Raw genomic sequence first — 21,891 nt, forward strand, 5'->3', positions numbered from 1 at the left:
CAGCGTAGCGACCGAAAAACACCTACGATCTCCTCCATAGCGGACAATATGCTGGGTAAATGGGCTCTGGTTTCTACCTCCGATTTCCCCATCTTTCCCGCGACACGCTGACGTTCGTCGCGGACGACGACGTCTGGGCGGCCCCTGCGGACGGCGGGCGCGCCTGGCGCCTCACCTCTGACCGGGCCCCCGCGGCACATCCCCGCCTCTCCCCGGACGCCACGAAGGTGGCCTGGACGAGCCTCCGTGACGGCGATCCCGAGGTGTACCTCGCGGACCTGGAGTCCGGCTCCGCCGAGCGGCTGACCTACTGGGGGGACATGCGGACCCGCACCCGCGGCTGGACGCCCGGCGGCGAGGTCCTCGCGATCAGCGCGACCGGACAGCCCTTCACCCCCTGGAGCTGGGCCTACGCCATCGGCGACGGCCTGCCCGAGCGGCTGCCGTACGGGCCGGTCACCGACCTGTCGATCGCCGGAGCCGCTGAAGGGACGGCCGGGGAGGTGTCCGGCGCGGTGGCGCTGCTCACCGGCGCCCTCGGCCGCGACCCGGGCACGTGGAAGCGCTACCGGGGCGGCACGGCCGGACGGCTGTGGATACGGCGGGCGGGCGAGGAGTCGTTCACCCGGCTGCTGGCCGACCTCGACGGGCACTTCGCCAACCCGATGCTCGTCGGCGGGCGCCTGGTGTTCCTGTCCGACCACGAGGGGGTCGGCAACCTCTACTCCTGCGCGCCGGACGGCACCGGCCTGCGCCGGCACACCGACCACGACGTCTTCTACGCCCGGCACGCCACCACCGACGGCACCCGGATCGTCTACCAGAACGCCGGCGACATCTACCTGCTGGACGGCCTGGACGCCGAGGCCCGCAAGCTCGACGTCAGGCTCGGTTCCCCGGTGCGGGGGCCGCAGCCGTACCAGGTGGACGCCGGACGGCGGCTGCACGGCCTGGCGGTGGACGAGACCGGCCGGGCCAGCGTGGTCGAGGTGCAGGGGACCGTGCACTGGATCACCCACCGGGACGGTCCGGCGCGGCAGCTCAGCTCCGGCCTGGGGGCCGGCACGCCGCGCGTCCTGGGCGCGGACAGGGTGGTGTGGGTCGTCGACGACGGGCACCGGCAGGGCTTGGAGATCGGCCCGGCCGGCGGCGGGGAGACCCGCAGGATCGCCGAGGGGATGCTGGGCGAGGTCGGCGACCTGGCCGTCGCGCCCGACGGGAACACGATCGCGGTGGCGGCCAGGGACGGGCGGCTCCTGCTGGTGGACGTCACCTCCGGCGAGGTCGTCGAGCTGACCCGGGCCGACGGGCAGGTCGACGGGCTGGCCTTCTCGCCCGACTCGGCCTGGCTGGCCTGGTCGCACCCCGAGGCAGATCCGCTGCGCAGGATCCGCCTGGCCCGGCTGGCGGACCGGGTGATCACCGACGTCACCGACGGCCGGTTCGTGGACACCTCGCCCGCCTTCACCGGCGACCACCTGGCGTTCCTGTCGCGCCGCGGCTTCGACCCGGTCTACGACGCGCACTCCTTCGACATGTCCTTCCCGTTCGGTTACCGCCCCTACCTGGTGCCGCTGTCGGCGGCCACCCCGTCGCCGTTCGCGCCCAGCGCCGAGGGGCGACCCGTAGGGTCCCCGGACGACGACGGAGACGACAAGGGCAAGGACGACGTCCCCGCGCTCACCGTCGACCTGGAGGGCATCGCCGGCCGGGTCGTGCAGGTGCCTGTGCCCGAGGGCCGCTACTCGGCGCTCAGCGCGGTCAGGGACGGGTTCGTCTGGCTGCGCGAGCCGCTGGCCGGGGAACTGGGCGAGGACCGCGAGAAGGTGGGGGCCGACGCGCCCAAGCCCGCGCTGGACCACTACGACCTGGTCAAGCGCAAGTGCGAGGAGATCGTCGACGAGCTCGACGGTTACCGGGTGAGCGGCGACGGCACCCACCTCGTCGTCTCCTGCGACGGTGAGCTCACCGTCCGCAAGGTCGGCGGCAAGAACGACGACGACGTGACCGTGGACCTGTCGCGGATCCGGGTCACCGCCGACCCCCGCGCCTACCGGCGGCTCGCCTACGACCAGTTCGGCCGCCGGATGCGGGCCGACTTCTGGGTCGAGGACATGGCGGACGTCGAGTGGGACGCCGTGCTGGAGGAGTACCGGCCGCTGGTGGATCGCGTCGCCACCTCCGACGACTTCGCCGACCTGCTCTGGGAGGTCGCCGGGGAGCTCGGCACCTCGCACGCCTACGTCATCGCGGCCCCGTGGGGGCGACCGGAGTCCGAGGGGGTCGGCCTGCTGGGGGCGGACCTGTCCCGGGACGCCGACGGCCGCTGGCGGGTGGACCGGGTGCTGCCCGGCGAGTCGTCGGACGTGCGCGCCCGCTCGCCGCTGGCCGCGCCCGGCGTGGCCGTCCGCGCGGGGGAGACGCTGCTGGCGGTGGACGGCCGTCCGGTGACGTCGGACGGGCCGGCGCCGCTGCTGGTCGGCGCGGCCGACAAGCCGGTCGAGCTGACCCTGGACGGCGGGCGCAAGGCGGTCGTCACGCCGCTCGGCGACGACCGGCGCCTGCGCTACCAGGACTGGGTCAACGGGCGGCGGGCGCGGGTCCGCGAGCTGGGGGAGGGCCGGGTCGGTTACCTGCACATCCCGGACATGGTCGCCGAGGGCTGGGCGCAGTTCCACCGCGACCTGCGCCGGGAGATGGCCTGCGAGGCGCTGGTCGTGGACGTCCGCGGCAACCGGGGCGGCCACACCTCCGAGCTGGTCATCGAGAAGCTGATCCGCCGCGTCATCGCCTGGGAGAGCCCCCGCGGCATGACGCCCATGACCTATCCCCGGGACGCGCCGCGCGGCCCGCTGGTCGCGGTCACCGACCGCGACGCCGGGTCCGACGGCGACATCGTCACCGCGGCCTTCAAGTTCCACCGGCTCGGACCGGTGGTGGGCACCCGCACCTGGGGTGGGGTGATCGGCATCGAGGACGACCACCGCCTGGCCGACGGGACGAGCTTCACCGTGCCGAGGTACTCCTTCTGGTTCGAGGACCTCGGCTGGGCGGTGGAGAACCACGGTGTCGAGCCGGACGTCGACCTGGACATCACCCCCGACGACTGGGCCGCCGGGCGCGACACCCAACTGGAGGAGGCCGTACGGCTGGCGCTGGCCGCGCTGCGGGAGCGCCCGGCGGTGACCCCGCCCGACCCGGCCACCCGGCCCTCCCGCCGCCGCCCGGCGCTGCCGCCGCGGCCGTAGCCGGCGGCGTCGTCACCGGAGGCCGTGACCGGCATCCGCCGTCGCCGGACCCGGCGCGGCCCGCGGGACCACGGCCGTCCGGGCTCCCGGAGAGGCGACGGGATGGCTCCCGGAGAGGCGACGGGATCGGGCCATCCGGTCTTCCGCGGAAAAAGGTCGGCTCCGGCAGAATTTTTTCCCTCCGCCGGGGCAGGCCTTTTCTGCAGGTGGAAGGACCGCAGGGGCCAGACCATCGTCTTTCACATCACGTTACGACCGAAACGCCCCACGTGACCGTCCCCGCGGTCGCGCGTCGCGGGTTTTCGTCCGGCCTCGTCCCCGGCGGCCGGGCACGAGGAGGAGGCATGCGCGTCGCTGAGAACCCCGAAGCACAGGTGGTCGACGTCGGGAACCGTCTCGACGTGGGCACCGTCGCCGAGGTGCGCCCGCGGCTGCACGAGGCCGTCGACACCGGGCAGGGCGACCTGATCGCCGACCTCTCCGGCCTGGAGATGATCGACGCCACCGGCCTGGGAGTGCTGGTCGGCACGCACCGGCGCGCGGCGGCCGCCGGACGCCGGCTCATCCTGCGCCGGGTGCCGCCCAGGGTCATGCGCGTGCTGGCGGTGACCCGGCTCAACCGGGTGCTCACCGTCGAGCTCCCGGTGGGCGCGGTCGCCTGACCCCCGCGACCCCGGATCCCGGACTCCCGGAAGCGATCCCGGCTCCCGCGGCGCCACCGGGCGGTGAGTCCCTCTCATGCCACGAAGGACCGGTGGAAGACGCGCACGGCGGTGTCGATCAGGTGGTCCACCTCGGGCGGGTCGTCGGCCAGCACCCATTCGGTGAGCAGCTCCTGGATGGCCCCGATGACCCCGAGGGCCAGCAGCCGCCGGTCGATCCCGGCCGGACCCGCCAGGGCGGGGTCACCGGGACCGATGATCTCGACGGCCTCGAAGAAGCCCGCCAGGGCCTGCTCGCGTGCCTTGGTGAGGCAGCCGCCGGCCCGCCGTACCTCCAGATGCATGAGGCGGGCCCGCCGCCTGTCCTCGGTGACGAAACCGATGTATCCGCCGATGCCCGCCCTGATCCGTTCGAGCAGCGAGTCGGGGGCCTGCGCGACGGACTTCGCCACCGACGCCAGCGACTCCTGCACGCACCGGTCGTGCACGGCCTCCATCAGTTCGTCACGGCCGGAGAAGCACTCGTAGAAGGCACGGTTCGAGATGCGCGCGGCGGCGCACAGCCGCTCGATCGTCGTCTCCGGGAAGCCGGGATCGCAGTAGAGCGTGTACGCCGCCGTCATCAGGCGTTCCCGGCGGTCCGCCAGCCGCTCCTCGGATGACATTCCCCGATAGGGCCGTCCATTCACGTCAAGCTCCCGGCGTTGTCGTGAGCTTGACAAATCATCGCTTTATCACTTCCACCCCAACGTTATGGCCCCAGAATCCACCATTATGGGTGCAAGATCCGTTTTTCTGGAAGAGTCAGAACGTCACATGTTCCGGCGTTCATGTAAGAAGGTCAGGGATCTGACCGGCCGGTCAAGCGCTCCGGGAGGCCGGGGCGGAGAAACTGAGGAGGTTTCTCATTTCGGGCGGCTATACGGAGTTCCGGAAAGGCGGTCCAGGATGGTCCGAAAAGCCGTACGGCCCCGTGGCCCCCGGGAAACCGCCGGTTCCGTGACTCCCGGAAAGCCGCCGGTCCGGGTTCCCGGAAAGCGGCCGGCGGCGGGAGGGCGACGAAAGAGCGCCGGGCCGCCACCCCCTTTTTTGTCCGTCCCGGGGCGCGCCGTGCGCCCCGGGACATGCCACGTCTCCCGGCCCGGAGGACCGGGAGACGTTCAGAACAGCGTGTCGGTGCGCTCGATGCCCCGCAGCGCGTCGTAGTCGAGGGTGACGCAGCGGATGCCGCGGTCCTCGGCGAGGGTCCTGGCCTGAGGCGCGATGGCCTGGGCCGCCAGGACGCCGGCGACGGGGGCGAGCAGCGGATCGCGGTTCATCAGCTCCAGGTAGCGCGTCAGCTGCTCCACGGCGTCGATGCCCGCGCGGCGCTTGAGCTCCACGGCCACGGTCGCGCCCTCGTGGTCGCGGCACAGGATGTCCACCGGTCCGATCGCCGTCATGTACTCGCGGCGGACCAGCGTCCAGCCCGCGCCGAGCGTGGTGATGTGCTCGGCCAGCAGCTCCTGCAGGTGGGCCTCGACGCCGTCCTTGATCAGGCCCGGATCGACGCCCAGCTCGTGGCTGGAGTCGTGGAGGATCTCCTCCATGGTGAGGATGAGCTTCTCGCCGCTCTTGCCGTGGGTCACCGTCCAGGTGCCCTCCTCCTCGCGGAGCCGGCACGGCGGGTTCATCCAGTTGAGCGGTTTGAACGCCCTGTCGTCGGCGTGCACGGACACGCTGCCGTCCGCCTTGATGAGGATGAGCCTCGGCGCCATCGGAAGATGAGCGGTGAGCTTCCCGACGTAATCCACACTGCATCGCGCGATGACCAGCCGCATGGGGGCCAACCTTACCGCCGGAACACCGGTGCCGGTGGCCGGGACCGCGGATCCGGTGACCTGCGCCGACGTTGAGCTGGTTTTGGGGTGGTTTTGGGGAGAGCGGGAGACCTCTGGGAGACTGGTCGGCATGACGCGCAGCTTCGACCGGGCCGGAGCGGCCGCCCCCGGCGCGACGGGCGCCGCGGCCGCCGAGGTCCTCGCCCCCGCGCCGCCGCCCGGCCGCCTCGTCACGGCCGGGGTGCGGAGCACCCGCGACCTGCCATGAGCCCCCGCCGGTCCCACCGCAAGGACCCCTTCGCCCGCGACGGCCGCGGCGGGCGCGGAGGCTCCGGCCGGCCGCCGTCCTCCCGCCCCGTGGGGATGTTCGTCGCCGGTGTCGACCAGGTCGAGGAGTGGCCGGACGGCGACTGGCACGTACGGCGGGTCACCGGAGCCGGGGCGGACAAGACCTACCGCTGTCCCGGCTGCGACCAGGAGATCAGGCCCGGCCTGCCGCACCTGGTGAGCTGGCCCGCCTGGGCCGGTGGGGAGGACGAGCGCAGGCACTGGCACACCGCGTGCTGGCGCCACCGGACCAGGCGCGGGCCGGGCCGGACCAGATACTGAAAGGCCGCCGGAGGGCCGCCGTACGGTCCCGGCGCCGAAGGCCGCCGACGGCGACCGCACGGTTCCGGGCCCGCCGGCGCCGGCCACGACACGACGTCACGAAGTGAGGAACACATGGAGATCCGGGCCTCCACGGTGCTGCCCGCGCGCAGGGAGCCGATCGAGCTGGTCACCGCCGACGGGCTGACGCTCGTCGGCGAGCTGGCCCTCCCGGCGGACCGGCCCCCGGCCGCCACGCTGGTCTGCCTGCACCCGCTGCCCACGCACGGCGGCATGATGGACAGCCACGTCCACAAGAAGGCGGCCAACCGGCTGCCCGCGCTGGCGGACCTCGCCGTGCTGCGGTTCAACACGCGCGGCACCACCTCCGACCGGGGCACCTCCCAAGGAGCCTTCGGCAACGGTGAGGACGAGCGCCTCGACGTCGCCGCCGCGCTGGAGTACGCCGAGTTCCACGATCTGCCCCGGGCCTGGCTGGTGGGCTGGTCCTTCGGCACCGAGCTGGCGCTGAAGTGGGGCCGCGACCCGCTGGTGGAGGGGGCGATCCTGCTCTCCCCGCCGCTGCACCGGGCCACCGACGCCGACCTCGACGGCTGGGCGGAGTTCGGCCGGCCGCTGACCGCGCTGGTCCCCGAGTTCGACGACTACCTGCGGCCGGCCGAGGCCCGCGAGCGTTTCGCCCGGGTGCCCCAGGCCGAGGTCGTCGGGGTGGACGGCGCCAAGCACCTGTGGGTCGGCGAGCCGTACGTACGGATCGTCCTCAACGAGATCGTCCGGCGGGTGAACCCGGCCGCGTACCCCCTGCCCACCGAGATCCCCGAGCCTTGACGCGCTCCCCGGCCTGAAGGCCGGAGCGCTGACCCGCATTTCGGTAGCACCCGGCGCGGCCCGGCCGGTGCGGGCCGTCCCGGGACGCGGGGCGGCGCGGCCGCCCGGACGGCCGGGAGAGCCGACACGGGCCGGCGCGGGCCGGCGCGGGCCGGCGCGGGCCGGCGCGGCGGTCCCGGCCATGCCGCTTCGCGCGTCAAGGGATGTCAGATCCGGGACGCGCGACTACCGTGGATCTGTGCATCTGTACACCCGGTCGGCGGGCGAGGGAGTTCCGGTCGTCCTGCTGCATGCGTTCCCCCTGTCCTCTGCCATGTGGCTGGCCCAGCGCGAGGGCCTGTCCGCACTCTGCAAGGTCATCACCCCCGACCTGCGCGGCTTCGGCGGTTCGGTGCTCGGCGACGAGGAGCCGTCCCTCGACGTGATGGCCGACGACGTCGCGCGGACGCTCGACCGCGAGGGCGTCGATCGAGCCGTCGTCGGGGGGCTGTCCATGGGCGGCTACGTGACGATGGCCCTGTGCCGCCGCCACCCCGACCGGCTGATGGGGGTCGTCCTCGCCGACACCAAGGCGAGCGCCGACCCCGACCAGGCCCGGGCGAACCGCGAGCGCATCGCCGCCGCCGTGGTCGAGGACGGCTCCGCCGTACTGCTGGAGGAGGTCCTCCCGCCGCTGGTCGGGCGGACCACCGCCGAGCGCCGGGCGATGGTGTACGGCAGGGTGCGCGGGCTGGTCCAGTCGGCCCCGCCGCGGGCGGTGGCGTGGGCCCAGCGGGCCATGGCGGCCCGCCCCGACTCCTTCGACACCCTGCGCGGGCTCAAGGTGCCCGCACTGGTGCTGGTGGGGGAGGAGGACGGCCTCACCCCGCGGGGCGACGCCGAGGCGATGGTCGAGGCGGTGCCCGACGGACGGCTGGCCGTGATCGAGAAGGCAGGTCACCTGAGCGCGGTCGAGCAGCCGGAGGCGTTCAACCGCGCGCTGGCGGGTTTCCTCGCCGAGCTGGCGGGGCGGGCACCGCTCGGCGGCTGAGCGCGAACCGATCCCGGGAACACCGACCCGGGAAGTCGGGGACCCGGGGACGGGGACCGGGCGGAACGCGAGGACCGGGGACCCCGGAAGACGAAGAGGAGCCCGGCGATCCACACGGATCGCCGGGCTCCTCAGATCAGCCGTCTCAACGCCTCCCGATCAGCGTCCCCCTACTCCTGCCACCACTCGGCGTCGTCGTCCTTGGTCTCGGTCCTGGACGCCGGAGCCGGAGCCGGAGCCGCGGCCGGGGTCTCGGCCGGGGCGGAGATGGCCGGCTTGGCCGGGGCCGGGGCGATCGCCGGCTCCGGGTCGGCGGCCGGGAGCGGCGCGCCGCCGAGCAGCTGGCGCAGCTGCGCGAGGTGGCTGGTGATGCTGTCGCGCTGGCGGGTCAGTTCGTCGACCTGGCGCTGGGCGACCGAACGGCTCCGCTCGGCCTCGGTCTTGGCCTCGGAGACGATCGTCTCGGCGTTCGTCTTCGCCTCGGCCACGAGCTGGTCGGCGTTCTTGCGCGCGTTGGCGAGCAGCTGCTTGGCGTGGGTGTCGGCGTCGCGGCGGGTCTGCTCGGCCTGCTGGGTGGCCTTGGTGGCCCGCTGCTCGGCGGTGGCGGCGCGCTGCTCGGCCTCGGAGACCATCCGCTGGGTGTTGGCCTGCGCGGTGGCGTGGCGCTCGGCCTCCTGGCGCTCGGCCTCCTCGCGCCGGGCGGCGAGCTGGATCTCGAACTCGGCCTCGTCCTGGGCGCGCTTGGCCTCCGACTCCTCCAGGATCCGCTGGGCCTGGGCGCGCATCTCGTCGGCCTGGCGCTTGGCGGTGGTGAGGATCTCGTCGCGCTCGCGCTTGGTCGAGGCCCGCAGCTGGGCGACCTCGCGCTCGGTGGTGGTGCGCAGCTTGGCGATCTCGCGCTCGGCGTCGGCGCGCTTCTCGGCCACCTCGTGGTCGGCGGTGGCGCGCAGCTTGGCGACCTCGCGCTCGGTGGTGGAGGTCAGCTCGTCGGCCTCGCGGCGGGCGGTCGAGCGGATCTCCTCGGCCTCGCGCTCGGCGGTGGTGCGCATCTCGTCGGCCTCGCGCGTGGCCAGGGCGCGCTTCTCGGCCGCCTCGTTCTCCGCGGCGGCGCGCACGTCGGCGGCCTCGACCTTGGCCGCGGCCCTGATCTCGTTGGCCTCGGACCGGGCCGCCTGGACCAGCTCGGTGGCCTGCTCCTCGGCGAGCCGGAGCAACTGCTCGATCCGCGCGCCCAGGCCGGAGTAGGTGGGGCGCTCCTGCTCCTGCAGCTGGCGCTGGGAGTCGGCCAGGTCGCGCTGCAGGCCCTGCACCTGCTCCCTGGACTGGCGCAGCTCGGCGTCCACCTGCTTTAGATGATCATGGACCTGGTGCCGGTCATAGCCACGGAGCACCACGTCGAATTCCCGAGCGGGGGTGTCTTCAAAGAAGTTGTTGAGCTGGGCGTCGATGTCGGACTGCATGGAGGCTCGATCCTGGGTTGTCGAGACGGCTACACGGGGCGGACGAAGGATTCGGACACCCGAGGTGGGGGCCGTGGCGGGACCCACGTCCGGTGATAGGCCAGCGTACTCTGGAGTTGCCGCGTTGGCGGTCCCCTCTGACTTTCTGCGTGACTTGTTACGTATGAACCCTTCCTGCATGTGACGCGGCACCCGGCCGCCGCGTTGACACCGGCCGAAAAGGCGTCGGCCGCATCCGACGGCCGCGTTGACACCGGCCGAAAAGGCGTCACCGCGTCCGGCGGCCGCGGCGACGACGACCGGCGGGCGGGTCGACCGCGTCCGGCCGGCGCGCTGACGACCGGCGGGCGCGCTGACGACGACCGGCGGACGCGCCGGCGCCGGGACACCGCGTCGTCAGTGCCCGGGTGCCGCGTCGCCGGTGTCCGGGGCCTGCACCAGCTCGGTCAGCACCCCGCCCATGTCCTTGGGGTGGAGGAAGGCGATCGACGACCCCAGCGTGCCGTGCCGGGGCTCGGCGTCCAGCACCCGGACACCCCTGCCGCCGATCTCCCGCATCGCCTCCGCCACGTCCGGCACCCCGAACGCCACGTGGTGCACCCCCTCCCCGCGCTTGGCGAGGAACTTCCCGACCGGGGTGTCGGGGCCGAGGGGCTCCAGGAGCTGGATGTAGGAGCCGCCGCCCTCGCCGTCGGCGATGTGCAGCATCGCCTCCTTGACGCCCTGCTCCTCGTTGGTCTCGCGCGCGACCACCGTGAGGTCGAAGGTGCGCTCGAAGAACGCGATCTTCTCCTCCAGGTCGTGGCAGGCGATCCCCACATGGTCGATGCGCATGAACATATGGACGGCCTCCATGGCGATCGGTCCGGTACTCATGGGTATGGTGGCAAAGTCGTTCGGAGACTCGCCAGGAGGCCCCTGCTCATGTCTGGTTCCGTCATCGTCGCCGGAGCTCGCACCCCCATCGGACGGCTGCTCGGCTCGCTGTCCGGCCTCACCGCCGCCGAACTCGGCGGCATCGCGATCAAGGCCGCGCTGGAGCGCGCCGGCGTCGCCCCCGAGACCGTGCAGTACGTCATCATGGGCCAGGTCCTGCAGGCCGGGGCGGGGCAGATCCCCTCCCGCCAGGCGGCCGTCCTGGCCGGGATCCCGATGACCGTGCCGTCGCTGACCATCAACAAGGTCTGCCTGTCCGGCCTGGACGCCATCGCCCTGGCCGACCAGCTCATTCGGGCCGGCGAGTTCGACATCGTGGTCGCCGGCGGCATGGAGTCGATGTCGAACGCCCCGCACCTGATGCGCGGCCTGCGCCGGGGCGTCAAGTACGGCGACGCCACCGTCGTCGACTCGATGGCCTACGACGGCCTGACCGACGCCTACGACCAGATCGCGATGGGCGAGTCCACCGAGCGGCACAACGTCCGCCTGGGCCTGACCCGCGAGGAGCAGGACGCCTACTCCGCCCGCTCCCACCAGCTCGCCGCCGCCGCGATCAAGAACGGCACGCTCGACGACGAGATCGTCCCGGTGCCGGTCCCGCAGCGCAAGGGCGACCCGGTCCTGTTCTCCGCCGACGAGGGCGTGCGCGGCGACACCACCGTCGAGGTCCTGTCGCGGCTGCGCCCGTCGTTCGTCCCGGACGGCACCATCACCGCCGGCTCCGCCTCGCAGATCTCCGACGGCGCCTGCGCGGTCGTCGTGATGTCGAAGGCCAAGGCCGAGGAGCTGGGCCTCGACTGGCTCGCCGAGATCGGCGCGCACGGCAACGTCGCCGGCCCGGACAACTCGCTGCAGTCGCAGCCGGCCAACGCCATCAAGCACGCCCTCGCCAAGGAGGGCATCACCATCGGCGACCTCGACCTGCTGGAGATCAACGAGGCGTTCGCCCAGGTCGTCCTCCAGTCGGTCAAGGAGCTCGGCGTCCCGCTGGAGAAGGTCAACGTCAACGGCGGCGGCATCGCCATCGGCCACCCGATCGGCGCGTCCGGCGCCCGCATCGTCCTGGCCCTCGCCCACGAGCTGAAGCGCCGGGGCGGCGGGACCGGCGCGGCCGGCCTGTGCGGCGGCGGCGGCCAGGGCGACGCCCTGATCATCCGTGTCCCCTCGGCCTGACATGGAGACGTCCAGCCCCGCGGCGCGGCGCGACCCGCTGCCCGCGGAGGTCTCCGAACTGGTCGCGCAGGCGCGGCAGGGCCGGCCCCGGGCGGTCGCGCGGCTGATCTCCCTGGTGGAGAACGGCTCGCCGCTGCTGCGGGAGGTCACCGCCGAGCTCTGCTCGGCCCGGCCCACCCGGGCCCGCGTCATCGGGCTGACCGGCTCCCCGGGGGTGGGCAAGTCCACCTCGACCGGGATGCTGGTCCAGGCGTTCCGCAAGCTCGGCAGGCGGGTCGGCGTGCTCGCCGTGGACCCGTCCTCGCCGTTCACCGGCGGGGCGCTGCTCGGCGACCGGGTGCGCATGCAGGACCACGCCACCGACCCGGAGGTCTTCATCCGGTCGATGGCCAGCCGGGGCCACCTGGGCGGCCTGTCCTGGGCGACGCCGCAGGCGCTGCGGGTCCTGGACGCCGCCGGGTGCGAGGTCGTCCTCGTCGAGACCGTCGGGGTCGGCCAGGCCGAGGTGGACATCGCCTCGCTGGCCGACACCACCGTCGTGCTGCTCGCCCCGGGCATGGGCGACGGCGTCCAGGCCGCCAAGGCGGGCATCCTGGAGGTCGCCGACGTGTTCGTGGTGAACAAGGCCGACCGCGACGGCGCCCAGGCGGTCGTGCGCGAGCTGCGCACCATGACCGCCCAGATCGAGGGGCCCTGGCGGCCGCCCATCGTGACGACCGTGGCCTCCCGCGGAGAGGGCGCCGAGGACGTCGTCGCCGCCCTCGATGAGCACCTGGCGTATCTGGAGGAGTCGGGCGAGCTCGGCCGCAGGCGCCGGGTCAGGGCCCGCGACGAGATCGAGGCCATCGCGGTCGCGGCACTCCGTACCCGCTTCGCCCACCTGCACGGCGACCGGCGGCTCGACGCCCTCGCCGAGCGTGTCGTGGCGGGCGGTCTCGACCCCTACACCGCCGCCGACGAACTGCTGGACGCCGCCGGCTGACCCCGCGCCGGGCCGTACGGCCCGGCGCCGGCTTCGCCCCGGGCGCGCGGTGCCGGCGGCCGGAGCCGGACGACGGGCCGCACGCCGGGCCGCACGCCGTACGGCCCGCCGTCCCGTGACCGGCGGGCGGGGTCTACGGCCGGCCGTCCACCGTGACGGTGACCTTCTCGAAGCCCAGGCCGCCCAGCATGCCCTGGAGCATGGCCTTGGTGTTCTGGTCGGCCCGGTCGCGCAGGTCGCTGGCCTGCGCGGCCTCGGCGATCTTCTTCTCGGCCAGCTGGTAGAGCTCGCGCTGGTCGGCCGGGGAGGACGACAGGAAGTCCTGGACCCGGTCGAACAGGCCGCGCTGCTGGGCGTAGACGTAGGACCGCCCGTTGTCGAGGTTGGGCTTCTCCAGCCGCGCGTGCGGCAGCTTCACCGTCACCTCCTTGCGGTCGGGCGAGACGGTCAGCGCGCCGGAGGACAGGCTGCCGAAGTCGACGTAGGCGTCGACGCCGCCGGCGCCCACGAAGAGGGTCCGGGTGCCCTTGACGGCGTCAGGCAGGAACGCGGCGTCCTTCTCCAGGTCGACGATGACCTGGAAGTTGCCGGTGGCCGCCTCGAAGCGGCTGAGGTCGTGGATCGACTGCAGCAGCGCGGGCTGGCTGCGGTCGATCGAGGTCTCGCCGAACGGGTTCAGCCGTGACCAGACCAGCCAGGCCGCTCCGGCGACGATGGCCAGCGTGACGACGACCCCGGCGAGGAGGCGTAGGCCGCGCCCGCGACGTGGCGGGGACGCCCCGGGGGGTGCCTGTGGAGAAGCGTTCACGACGATCTCCTTCCCCCCACGGGGTCCTTCTCACGCCCGCCGGCCCGGCCGTGCCCCCGGAGGCCGCCCCGGATGCCGGGACGGGAGCCGCCCGGCGGTCCGGCGGCGGGCCTCAGCGGTCCGGCGCGGCCGGCGCGGGCCGGCGGGCCGAGACGGCCGGGGCCGTCCGGGGGAGGGGCGGGGCGCCCGCGGCGGTGGGCGCCCCGCCCGGCGTTCCGTAGAGGGCGGACGCCTGGGGAGCCGGCCCGGCGGACGCCGGGTATCCGCCCTGGGCCGGCGCGGCCGGCTGCGTGACCTGCGGGACCTGCCCGCCGAAGTCGCCGCTCTGCAGCCCGCACCCGGCGAACCGGTCGTAGTGCGTCCGCAGCCAGTCGCGCCGCTGGGTGTCGGTGAGGCCCGCGAACCACGCGGCGGCGTACTGGTGCTCGGCCAGCGGCCCGCCGGGCAGCGGCCGGCCGGCCAGCCACGCGACCACGATGTCGCGGTACCCCTGGGCGGTGGTGCCGGCGCAGCGCGGGGCCAGGCCCTCGACGAACTCGGCGGCCGCCTGGTCGGCGAACCCGCTGGACAGGTCGTCCACGTGGATCGGCACCGAGCCCGGCGGCAGCGGGGCGTCCTCGCGCCGCGGGCGCTGCTCCAGCCGGGAGAACTCCCCGGGCGTCCCGGCCAGCCGGGAGGCGATCCTGACGAACGCCGAACCCAGCTCGGGCAGCCCGTCGCGCATCCCTGGGTGCACGCAGACCATGATCGGCCACTCCTCGCAGCTGTAGACCACCCGCTGCGCGGTGACCGTCCGCGGCTCGTTGAGCAGCCGGGCCATCCCGGCCGCCGCGGCGAGCACGGCGAGCAGCGCGCCGGCCAGCGCGAGCGACTGGCGCGTCACGACCGCGGCCCAGCCGAGCAGCAGCACCGCGCTGATGCCCAGCAGCCAGAACGTCTGGTCGGCGAACGCCGCCGTGCTCAGTCCCTGGAAGGGGTCGTACGGCTCGCGCGTGGCCGGGGCGAGCCGGTCGGCCCAGGTCCCGCTCTGGGCGAGCCAGGCGAACAGGCCGTAACAGCCGAGCCCGGCGATCACCGGGGTGATCGTCCAGGGCAGCAGCCACCCGGTCACCCAGCCGATGGCGACGTACAGCGCCAGCCCGGCCATCCCCATGAGCAGGCCGCTGGGCGGCAGCCGTCCGGACTGCTCGCCGAGGATCGTCCGGACGGCGAGCACCAGCGCCGTCGCGGCGAACGCCACGGCCGGCACCGCCGCCACCGCCAGCGGCGTGCGCACCGCGCGCCAGGTGGTCGGCAGCCATCTGCCGCTCTCGCGCCGCCTGCGCACCGCCACCCAGGCGGCGAACGCCGCCGACACCGGCCCGGTCAGGCGGAGCGAGCCGATCATGGCGACCACGGTGTTCTCCCAGGCTCCCACGCCGGGTATGAGGACGCTCCACGCCGCGGCCAGCCCCAGCACGAGCAGGACGGCGGCAGCCACCAACGCGCTCTGCTGGAGTTCTTCGCGTGAAACGCCCCTGTGCTCACGCACCGGCGTGCGTGGAACGCATCCACGCCGCGTCGGCCGGCCATGAGCTCGCGTGGCGCACGAGCGCCATCGGATCGTCGTTCATCAAGCACCCCCCGTGCTGTGAATGTGCGGTGGCCGGTCCCCTCGGCAACCGGTCCGGCGTGCATCCCCCGCAGCCGGACTGAGACGGCGCGGCTTTGGCCGCGCCCTCACCATTCGATGTGGGAACCATAACTGAGCGTGACGTTTGGCGCCCGGGTTCTTGGTGAAGCGGTCAATCTTGTGACTCTACGTATACGGGCGAACCGGGATGAGCTCGCGCTACCGTAGCTCTGTGGCTACAGGTCAGCTGAATCTGCCGTTCGACCCCATCGAGCGAGCCGCCCGGACGTGGCGCGTTCACTTCGGGCCGTCCTCGGCCATGGCCGCCGTCACATCGATCATGAGAGCGCACCAGATCCTGCTCTCGCAACTGGACACGCTACTCAAACCGCATGACTTGACCTTCGCCCGCTACGAGGCGCTGGTGCTGCTCACCTTCAGCAGGACCGGGTCGCTGCCGCTGTCGAGGATCGGCGAGCGCCTGATGGTCCACCCCACGAGCGTGACCAACACCGTCGACCGGCTGGAGCGCGCCGGGCTGGTCCGGCGCATGCCCAACCCGCGCGACGGCCGGGGGGTGCTGGCCGAGATCACCGACAGGGGCCGGGAGGTCGTCGAGGGGGCCACCGCCGACCTGATGGCCGCCGGCTTCGCCATGACCATGTACGGCGAGGCCGAGCTGGAGGAGATGTTCGGCCTGCTCCGCACGCTGCGGGTGGCGGCCGGCGACTTCGCGGACTGAGTCCCGGCTGGCCGTACGGCTCCCGCGCCCCTCCCGATGGCGGCCTCGCCTTCCCGGCGAGGGCACCCGCGTCTTCCCGGGGCGGCTCCCGTTTCTTCCCCCGTGCCTTGACCGGAAATTATTAGGACGTCCTAGTATCTCTCCTAGGGGGTGTCCCGGGTCCAGTCCGTCACGAGCGGCGGTCCGCCGGCGTCCTCCACGAGGCCACGAGCCACGAGGCCACAAGCCGCACACGAGCCGCGAGCCGTACAAGGGAGTGGGCATGAACGCCGAGGAGATCGAGGCAGGGCGGGCGCGCTGGCAGGCGCGGTTCTACCAGACGGCCAGGCGGCCGACGGAGTTCCGGACCCTGTCGGGGCTGGAGGTGGAGCCCGTCTACGGGCCCCAGAACGACGACCCGCGGATGGAGCGCATCGGCTGGCCGGGGGAGTACCCGTTCACCCGCGGCCTGCACGCCACCGGCTACCGCGGCAAGACCTGGACCATCCGGCAGTTCGCCGGGTTCGGCAACGCACGGCAGACCAACGAGCGCTACAAGATGATCCTCGCCGCGGGCGGCGGCGGGCTGAGCGTCGCCTTCGACATGCCGACGCTGATGGGCCGCGACTCCGACGACCCGCGCTCGCTCGGCGAGGTGGGCCACTGCGGCGTGGCGATCGACTCCGCGCTCGACATGGACCTGCTCTTCGACGGCATCCCGCTCGGCGACATCACCACCTCGATGACGATCAGCGGCCCGGCCGTGCCGATCTTCTGCATGTACGTCGTCGCCGCCGAGCGGCAGGGCGTGCCGGTCGGCAGGCTGAACGGCACGCTGCAGACCGACATCTTCAAGGAGTACATCGCCCAGAAGGAGTGGCTGTTCGCCCCCGAGCCGCACCTGCGGCTGATCGGCGACCTGATGGAGTACTGCGCCGCCGAGATCCCGGCCTACAAGCCGCTCAGCGTGTCCGGCTACCACATCCGCGAGGCCGGCTCCACGGCCGCGCAGGAGCTGGCCTTCACCCTGGCGGACGGGTTCGGCTACGTGGAGCTCGGCCTGTCGCGGGGCCTGGACGTCGACGTCTTCGGGCCCGGCCTGTCCTTCTTCTTCGACGCGCACATCGACTTCTTCGAGGAGATCGCCAAGTTCCGGGCGGCGCGGCGGATCTGGGCGCGCTGGATGCGCGACGTCTACGGCGCCAAGACCGACAAGGCCCAGTGGCTGCGCTTCCACACCCAGACCGCCGGGGTCTCCCTCACCGCGCAGCAGCCGTACAACAACGTGGTGCGCACCGCCGTCGAGGCGCTCGCGGCCGTGCTCGGCGGCACCAACTCGCTGCACACCAACGCCCTGGACGAGGTCCTCGCGCTGCCCTCGGAGAAGGCCGCCGAGATCGCGCTGCGCACCCAGCAGGTGATCATGGAGGAGACCGAGGTCGTCAACGTCGCCGACCCCCTCGGCGGCTCGTGGTACGTCGAGGCGCTCACCGACCGGATCGAGGCCGAGGCCGAGGCGATCTTCCAGAAGATCCGCGACATGGGCTCCGACGGGACGATGACCTCCGGCATCCTGCGCGGCATCGAGGACGGCTGGTTCATGACCGAGATCGCCGAGGCCGCCTTCGACTACCAGCGCAAGCTGGAGAAGGGCGACAAGCGGATCGTCGGGGTCAACTGCCACACCTCCTCCGTCGAGGAGCCGCTGGAGATCCTGCGGGTCAGCCACGAGGTCGAGCGCGAGCAGAACCGCGTCCTCGCCGACCGCCGCGCCGCCCGCGACCGGAAGACCGTCGACGCGGCGCTGGCCGAGATGACGCGGGTCGCCGCCGGTGAGGGCAACCTCATCCCGCCGATGCTGGACGCGGTCCGCGCCGAGGCCACGCTGGGCGAGATCTGCGACGCCCTGCGCGGGGTGTGGGGCGTCTACAGCGAGCCCGCCCGCTTCTGAGAGCCACCGCTGGGAGCCACCGCTGGGAGCCGCCGCCTCCCTCCGGGCCCGCCGTGGAGCGGGCCCGGAGGGAGGCGAACCCAGGGTGGCGATTCTGCGCGGCCTGCGGGATACGGCAGGATTGGAGTCATGAGCCCAGCGGACTTCAAACGACCCGGATCGCTGTACGGTGCCGTGGATCTCGGCGCGCGCAAGCAGGCCATGGAGGCGCAGGCCAAGCGCGAGGCCGCCGCCCGGGAGGGCGGCGGGACCGCGGCGCAGGTGATCCACGCCGATGACGCCACCTTCGCGACGGAGGTCGTCGAACGCTCCATGAACAGCCTCGTGCTGCTGGAGCTCACGGTGACCCGCGCCGAGCAGGCCAAGGAGTACAGCCTGCTGCTGGACAAGCTGGCCGCCGAGAACGCCGGCCGGTGGGTCCTCGTCCGGGTGGACGTGGAGACCAGCCCGCAGATCGCGCAGGCCCTGCGGGTGCAGAACGTCCCCGCCCTCTACGCGATCTTCCAGGGGCAGCCGGTGGCGGTCGCACCCGGCATCGCCACCGAGGAGCAGCTCCGCGACTGGCTGTCGCAGCTCATGCAGGCCCTGGCCCAGTACCTCCCGCCGCCCGGCGAGGGCGCCCCCGAGGGCGACCAGGCCGCCCCGGAGCCGCAGGCCGAGCCGGAGATCATCGCCGCCGAGCAGGCCATCGACGCCGGTGACCTCGACGGCGCCGTGGCCGCCTACGAGCGGCTGCTGGCCCGCTCCCCGAACGACGTGGACGCCAAGCTGGGCCTGGCCGGGCTCGGCCTGATCCGCCGGACCCAGGACGTCGACCCCGCCGACGTGCAGCGGCGCCTGGCCGACCCCGCCGACGTCGAGGCCCAGCTGCTGGCCGCCGACTTCGAGATGCTCTCCGGCGAGGTGGACGCCGCCTTCGACCGGCTCGTCGCGGTGGTGCGCCGCACCTCCGGCGAGGAGCGGGACCGGGCCCGCGTGCACCTGCTCGGGCTGTTCGACACGCTGCCCGCCGAGGACCCGTCCCTCGCCCGGGCCCGGCGCAACCTCGCCAGCGCCCTCTTCTGAGCGCGGCCGGGGACTCCCCGGGGCGCCCGGCGGGCGCCCCGGACGGAGTGCCGCCGGACGCTCCGGCCCCGGCACGGCGGACGCCGCCGGAAACCGGCCGACGCGGCGGGCGCGAAGAATGCTGAACGCGCTCCCACGGGGCATCAACCGGGCATGCGGGTCGTCACCATCTCCGCGACGTACGGCACCGCCGGAAGCGTGATCGGTCCGGCGGTGGCCGGGCGCCTGGGTGTGCCCTTCGTGGACCGGGCGATCCCCGGCGAGGTGGCCGAGGTCCTCGGCTGCACGCTGGAGGAGGCCCTGGCCCGCGACGACCGGGCCGAGCACGGGCTGTCCATGCTGCTGTCGGGGGTCATGCGGCTCCCCGCCGTCACCTTCGGCGGCCTCGACGTCTATCTCCCCGGGGCGACGCCGCCGCTCCCTGAGGACTTCGTCACCCACACCGAGCGGGTGATCAGGCGGACGGCGCGCGAGCGGGGCGGGGTGTTCCTCGGCCGCGCCGCGGCGATCGTCCTGGCCGACCATCCCGGCGCGCTGCACGTGCGGCTGGACGCCCCGGTGACGCGCAGGGTCATCCAGACCGCGACGCTGACCGGAGTCTCCGAGGAGGAGGCGCGCAGGCTGGTGCGCGACGCCGACCGGGCGCGGACCGCCTACGTCCGTCATTTCTACCGCGCCGACCCGGCCTCGGCGACGCTTTACCACCTCGTGCTCGACAGCACGACCATTCCGGTCGACACGTGCGTGGAGGTCATTGTGACCGCTTCGACAGCGCTGAGCTGACCGGGGTGGGCCCGTTCACTCGTCAGGTGATGGCACGATGGATGCATCCTTGTAGCAAGTCAGTCGCAAAGGAGCGGATGACTGTGGCCACCGTGCCGAGCGTGTCGTACTCCATCACCGTGCGCCTTGAGGTGCCGGCCGGCGGCAAGGCCGTCAGCCAGCTCACCCACGCAGTAGAGTCCGCCGGGGGTGTGGTCACCGCGCTCGACGTGACCACGGCCGGCCACGAGACCCTGCGCATCGACGTGACCTGCGCGGCGAGGGACACCGAGCACGCACAGGCGATCGTCGACAACCTCGGCGAGGTCGAGGGCGTCGTCATCCACAAGGTCTCCGACCGCACCTTCCTCATGCATCTCGGCGGCAAGATCGAGATGAAGTCGAAGGTGCCGCTGCGCAACCGTGACGAGCTGTCCATGGCCTACACCCCCGGCGTCGCCCGGGTCTCGATGGCCATCGCCCGCAACCCCGAGGACGCCCGCCGCCTCACCATCAAGCGCAACAGCGTCGCCGTCGTCACCGACGGTTCGGCCGTGCTGGGCCTGGGCAACATCGGCCCGGCCGCCGCGCTGCCGGTCATGGAGGGCAAGGCCGCGCTGTTCAAGCGGTTCGCCGACATCGACGCGTGGCCGATCTGCCTGGACACCCAGGACATCGATGAGATCGTGCGCACCGTCCAGCTCATCGCCCCCGGCTTCGGCGGCATCAACCTGGAGGACATCTCCGCGCCGCGCTGCTTCGAGGTGGAGCGGCGGCTGCGCGAGCTGCTGGACATCCCGGTCTTCCACGACGACCAGCACGGCACCGCGATCTGCGTGCTCGCCGCGCTCACCAACGCGCTGCGCGTGGTCGGCAAGGAGCTGGGCGAGGTCCGCATCACCCTCGCCGGCGCCGGCGCCGCGGGTACGGCGGTGCTGCGCCTGCTGATGGCCGCGGGCGCGCGCAACATGATCGTCTGCGACTACCTCGGCGCGGTGCACGGCGGCCGCGACGACCTGGACGACACGCTGCGGTGGATCGCCGACCACACCAACGCCGAGGGCTACGCGGGCGACCTGCGCGGCGCGATCAAGGGCGCCGACGTGTTCATCGGCGTCTCCGCCCCGGGCATCCTCAGCGGCGACGACATCGCCACGATGGCCGACGACGCGGTGGTCTTCGCGCTGGCCAACCCCGAGCCCGAGATCTCCCCGGACGACGCCCGCGAGCACGCCGCGGTGGTCGCCACGGGCCGCTCCGACTACCCGAACCAGATCAACAACGTTCTGGCCTTCCCCGGCGTCTTCCGCGGCCTGCTCGACGCCCAGGCCAACCTGGTCAGCGAGGAGATGCTGCTCGCGGCGGCCAAGGCTCTGGCCGCCGTCGTCACCGACGAGGAGCTGGGCCCGAACTACATCATCCCCAGCGTCTTCCACGCCGACGTGGCCGGCGCCGTCGCGGCGGCCGTGCGCGAGTCGGCGGGCGGCCGGGCGCGCAGCGGCATGACCGAGGCGTGACCGGGGCGTAGGGTCTCTCCGCCCGCGGGACGATTCCCGGGCGGTTCGCGGAGAATCCGGGCCGGGGTGAGCGGCGCGAAGCGGTCCGTACCCCTCATCATGGATGTATGGCGGAAGCGATCTACGTCGGTGGGCTGCTGGTGGCCGCGCCGCAACTCGACGACCCCAACTTCCGGCGCAGCGTCGTCCTGATCCTGGAGCACGACGCCGAGGGCGGCACCCTGGGCGTCGTGCTCAACCGGCCGAGTGACATCTCGGTGACGCAGGTGCTGCCGACCTGGGACACGATGGTCACCGGGCCGTCCGTGCTGTTCCAGGGCGGTCCCGTGCAGACCGACAGCGCCCTGGCGCTGGCCGCGGTCCCGAGCGGGCAGGAGCCGCTCGGCTGGCGGCGGTTGCACGCCGGCACCCCGGCGGTGTCGCGGCTGGGCACGGTCGACCTCGACGCCCCTCCGGAGATCCTCGCGGGTGAGATCGCCCAGATGCGGATCTTCGCGGGATACTCCGGATGGACCGCCGGGCAGCTGGAGGCCGAGATCGGGGAGGGCTCCTGGTACGTCGTGGACGCCGAACCCGGCGACACGTTCTACCCCGACCCCGGTTCGCTGTGGCGGGCGGTGCTGCGCCGCCAGCCGGGCGAGCTGGCCTACGTCGCGACCTGCCCCGACGACCCCTCCATGAACTAGCCCGTACGGCCGCCGTCG

Annotated in this window: 20 protein-coding genes; 14 read left to right on the forward strand and 6 right to left on the reverse strand. The window is 73.2% G+C overall.

The annotated features are described in order from the left end of the window. Positions 1 to 59: 59 nt before the first annotated feature. Together IEZ10_RS08670 and IEZ10_RS08675 are read left to right on the forward strand one after the other, a co-directional pair. Positions 60 to 3,248 carry a S41 family peptidase gene (locus IEZ10_RS08670; protein WP_189245957.1) on the forward strand — a complete coding sequence of 1,063 codons (3,189 nt, stop codon included), beginning with the start codon at positions 60 to 62 and terminating at the stop codon, positions 3,246 to 3,248. Positions 3,249 to 3,592: 344 nt separating this feature from the next. After that, positions 3,593 to 3,910: an STAS domain-containing protein gene (locus IEZ10_RS08675; RefSeq protein WP_189245958.1), complete on the forward strand. Its 318-nt coding sequence runs from the start codon at positions 3,593 to 3,595 to the stop codon at positions 3,908 to 3,910. 74 nt (positions 3,911 to 3,984) lie between these two features. On the opposite strand, the gene IEZ10_RS08680 is transcribed toward IEZ10_RS08675, so the two are convergent. Both IEZ10_RS08680 and nucS read right to left on the reverse strand, forming a co-directional pair. Beyond that, positions 3,985 to 4,575 carry a TetR/AcrR family transcriptional regulator gene (locus tag IEZ10_RS08680; protein WP_189245959.1) on the reverse strand — a complete coding sequence of 197 codons (591 nt, stop codon included), beginning with the start codon at positions 4,573 to 4,575 and terminating at the stop codon, positions 3,985 to 3,987. A gap of 495 nt (positions 4,576 to 5,070) precedes the next feature. After that, the gene (gene nucS / locus IEZ10_RS08685; protein ID WP_189245960.1) at positions 5,071 to 5,730 is read right to left on the reverse strand and encodes an endonuclease NucS; all 660 of its coding nucleotides are present in this window, start codon (positions 5,728 to 5,730) and stop codon (positions 5,071 to 5,073) included. Between the two features lie 130 nt (positions 5,731 to 5,860). Between nucS and IEZ10_RS08690 the strand changes: the two genes are divergently transcribed. The 4 genes from IEZ10_RS08690 to IEZ10_RS08705 all read left to right on the forward strand — a co-directional run bounded on the left by IEZ10_RS08690 (position 5,861) and on the right by IEZ10_RS08705 (position 8,197). Further along, positions 5,861 to 5,998, forward strand: a complete 138-nt coding sequence (locus tag IEZ10_RS08690) for a hypothetical protein (RefSeq protein ID WP_189245961.1) — start codon at positions 5,861 to 5,863, stop codon at positions 5,996 to 5,998. Then, positions 5,995 to 6,339, forward strand: a complete 345-nt coding sequence (locus IEZ10_RS08695; protein WP_189245962.1) for an Rv1322 family protein — start codon at positions 5,995 to 5,997, stop codon at positions 6,337 to 6,339. Before IEZ10_RS08690 ends, IEZ10_RS08695 begins: the two co-directional genes overlap by 4 nt. Before the next feature lie 114 nt (positions 6,340 to 6,453). Beyond that, the gene (locus tag IEZ10_RS08700) at positions 6,454 to 7,167 is read left to right on the forward strand and encodes an alpha/beta hydrolase (protein WP_189245963.1); all 714 of its coding nucleotides are present in this window, start codon (positions 6,454 to 6,456) and stop codon (positions 7,165 to 7,167) included. Between the two features lie 238 nt (positions 7,168 to 7,405). Further along, entirely contained in the window at positions 7,406 to 8,197 is a 792-nt protein-coding gene (locus IEZ10_RS08705) for an alpha/beta fold hydrolase (protein WP_229811074.1), read from the forward strand. A 170-nt stretch (positions 8,198 to 8,367) separates the two neighbouring features. Here the strand turns inward: IEZ10_RS08705 and IEZ10_RS08710 are convergent, their stop codons facing one another. Beyond that, a complete protein-coding gene (locus tag IEZ10_RS08710; protein WP_189245965.1) occupies positions 8,368 to 9,657 on the reverse strand; it encodes a DivIVA domain-containing protein in 1,290 nt (429 codons plus the stop codon). 396 nt (positions 9,658 to 10,053) lie between these two features. Further along, a complete protein-coding gene (gene mce, locus IEZ10_RS08715; protein WP_189246141.1) occupies positions 10,054 to 10,497 on the reverse strand; it encodes a methylmalonyl-CoA epimerase in 444 nt (147 codons plus the stop codon). Between the two features lie 84 nt (positions 10,498 to 10,581). Between mce and IEZ10_RS08720 the strand changes: the two genes are divergently transcribed. After that, positions 10,582 to 11,769 carry an acetyl-CoA C-acetyltransferase gene (locus tag IEZ10_RS08720; RefSeq protein ID WP_189245966.1) on the forward strand — a complete coding sequence of 396 codons (1,188 nt, stop codon included), beginning with the start codon at positions 10,582 to 10,584 and terminating at the stop codon, positions 11,767 to 11,769. Between the two features lies 1 nt (position 11,770). Next, positions 11,771 to 12,751, forward strand: a complete 981-nt coding sequence (gene meaB, locus IEZ10_RS08725; protein WP_189245967.1) for a methylmalonyl Co-A mutase-associated GTPase MeaB — start codon at positions 11,771 to 11,773, stop codon at positions 12,749 to 12,751. A gap of 133 nt (positions 12,752 to 12,884) precedes the next feature. Here the strand turns inward: meaB and IEZ10_RS08730 are convergent, their stop codons facing one another. Both IEZ10_RS08730 and IEZ10_RS08735 read right to left on the reverse strand, forming a co-directional pair. Beyond that, positions 12,885 to 13,559: a DUF4230 domain-containing protein gene (locus IEZ10_RS08730; protein WP_189245968.1), complete on the reverse strand. Its 675-nt coding sequence runs from the start codon at positions 13,557 to 13,559 to the stop codon at positions 12,885 to 12,887. Between the two features lie 112 nt (positions 13,560 to 13,671). Then, positions 13,672 to 15,039: a hypothetical protein gene (locus IEZ10_RS08735; RefSeq protein ID WP_189245969.1), complete on the reverse strand. Its 1,368-nt coding sequence runs from the start codon at positions 15,037 to 15,039 to the stop codon at positions 13,672 to 13,674. A 340-nt stretch (positions 15,040 to 15,379) separates the two neighbouring features. On the opposite strand from IEZ10_RS08735, the gene IEZ10_RS08740 reads away from it, so the two are divergent. From IEZ10_RS08740 to IEZ10_RS08765, 6 genes are all read left to right on the forward strand, one after another. Then, on the forward strand, positions 15,380 to 15,913 hold the full coding sequence (locus IEZ10_RS08740) for a MarR family winged helix-turn-helix transcriptional regulator (protein WP_189245970.1): 534 nt from the start codon (positions 15,380 to 15,382) through the stop codon (positions 15,911 to 15,913). A gap of 262 nt (positions 15,914 to 16,175) precedes the next feature. Next, on the forward strand, positions 16,176 to 17,843 hold the full coding sequence (icmA, locus tag IEZ10_RS08745; RefSeq protein ID WP_189245971.1) for a coenzyme B12-dependent isobutyryl-CoA mutase large subunit: 1,668 nt from the start codon (positions 16,176 to 16,178) through the stop codon (positions 17,841 to 17,843). Between the two features lie 129 nt (positions 17,844 to 17,972). After that, positions 17,973 to 18,908 carry a tetratricopeptide repeat protein gene (locus tag IEZ10_RS08750; RefSeq protein ID WP_189245972.1) on the forward strand — a complete coding sequence of 312 codons (936 nt, stop codon included), beginning with the start codon at positions 17,973 to 17,975 and terminating at the stop codon, positions 18,906 to 18,908. A gap of 153 nt (positions 18,909 to 19,061) precedes the next feature. Next, positions 19,062 to 19,691: a cytidylate kinase-like family protein gene (locus IEZ10_RS08755; RefSeq protein ID WP_189245973.1), complete on the forward strand. Its 630-nt coding sequence runs from the start codon at positions 19,062 to 19,064 to the stop codon at positions 19,689 to 19,691. A gap of 83 nt (positions 19,692 to 19,774) precedes the next feature. Then, a complete protein-coding gene (locus tag IEZ10_RS08760; RefSeq protein WP_189246142.1) occupies positions 19,775 to 21,187 on the forward strand; it encodes an NAD-dependent malic enzyme in 1,413 nt (470 codons plus the stop codon). Positions 21,188 to 21,294: 107 nt separating this feature from the next. Further along, positions 21,295 to 21,873: a YqgE/AlgH family protein gene (locus IEZ10_RS08765; protein ID WP_189245974.1), complete on the forward strand. Its 579-nt coding sequence runs from the start codon at positions 21,295 to 21,297 to the stop codon at positions 21,871 to 21,873. Positions 21,874 to 21,891 lie beyond the last annotated feature (18 nt).

The sequence above is a fragment of the Streptosporangium pseudovulgare genome, assembly GCF_014648055.1.
GTDB lineage: Bacteria > Actinomycetota > Actinomycetes > Streptosporangiales > Streptosporangiaceae > Streptosporangium > Streptosporangium pseudovulgare.

What these genes read in the sequence shown, in the direction of transcription:
- icmA (WP_189245971.1), top strand. Translation starts at nt 16,176, where the DNA reads ATGAACGCCGAGGAGATCGAGGCAGGGCGGGCGCGCTGGCAGGCGCGG.
- meaB (WP_189245967.1), top strand. Translation starts at nt 11,771, where the DNA reads ATGGAGACGTCCAGCCCCGCGGCGCGGCGCGACCCGCTGCCCGCGGAG.
- IEZ10_RS08675 (WP_189245958.1), top strand. Translation starts at nt 3,593, where the DNA reads ATGCGCGTCGCTGAGAACCCCGAAGCACAGGTGGTCGACGTCGGGAAC.
- IEZ10_RS08670 (WP_189245957.1), top strand. Translation starts at nt 60, where the DNA reads ATGGGCTCTGGTTTCTACCTCCGATTTCCCCATCTTTCCCGCGACACG.
- IEZ10_RS08710 (WP_189245965.1), bottom strand. Translation starts at nt 9,657, where the DNA reads ATGCAGTCCGACATCGACGCCCAGCTCAACAACTTCTTTGAAGACACC.
- IEZ10_RS08680 (WP_189245959.1), bottom strand. Translation starts at nt 4,575, where the DNA reads ATGTCATCCGAGGAGCGGCTGGCGGACCGCCGGGAACGCCTGATGACG.
- nucS (WP_189245960.1), bottom strand. Translation starts at nt 5,730, where the DNA reads ATGCGGCTGGTCATCGCGCGATGCAGTGTGGATTACGTCGGGAAGCTC.
- IEZ10_RS08765 (WP_189245974.1), top strand. Translation starts at nt 21,295, where the DNA reads ATGGCGGAAGCGATCTACGTCGGTGGGCTGCTGGTGGCCGCGCCGCAA.
- IEZ10_RS08740 (WP_189245970.1), top strand. Translation starts at nt 15,380, where the DNA reads ATGAGCTCGCGCTACCGTAGCTCTGTGGCTACAGGTCAGCTGAATCTG.
- IEZ10_RS08695 (WP_189245962.1), top strand. Translation starts at nt 5,995, where the DNA reads ATGAGCCCCCGCCGGTCCCACCGCAAGGACCCCTTCGCCCGCGACGGC.
- IEZ10_RS08750 (WP_189245972.1), top strand. Translation starts at nt 17,973, where the DNA reads ATGAGCCCAGCGGACTTCAAACGACCCGGATCGCTGTACGGTGCCGTG.
- IEZ10_RS08690 (WP_189245961.1), top strand. Translation starts at nt 5,861, where the DNA reads ATGACGCGCAGCTTCGACCGGGCCGGAGCGGCCGCCCCCGGCGCGACG.
- mce (WP_189246141.1), bottom strand. Translation starts at nt 10,497, where the DNA reads ATGTTCATGCGCATCGACCATGTGGGGATCGCCTGCCACGACCTGGAG.
- IEZ10_RS08755 (WP_189245973.1), top strand. Translation starts at nt 19,062, where the DNA reads ATGCGGGTCGTCACCATCTCCGCGACGTACGGCACCGCCGGAAGCGTG.
- IEZ10_RS08700 (WP_189245963.1), top strand. Translation starts at nt 6,454, where the DNA reads ATGGAGATCCGGGCCTCCACGGTGCTGCCCGCGCGCAGGGAGCCGATC.
- IEZ10_RS08720 (WP_189245966.1), top strand. Translation starts at nt 10,582, where the DNA reads ATGTCTGGTTCCGTCATCGTCGCCGGAGCTCGCACCCCCATCGGACGG.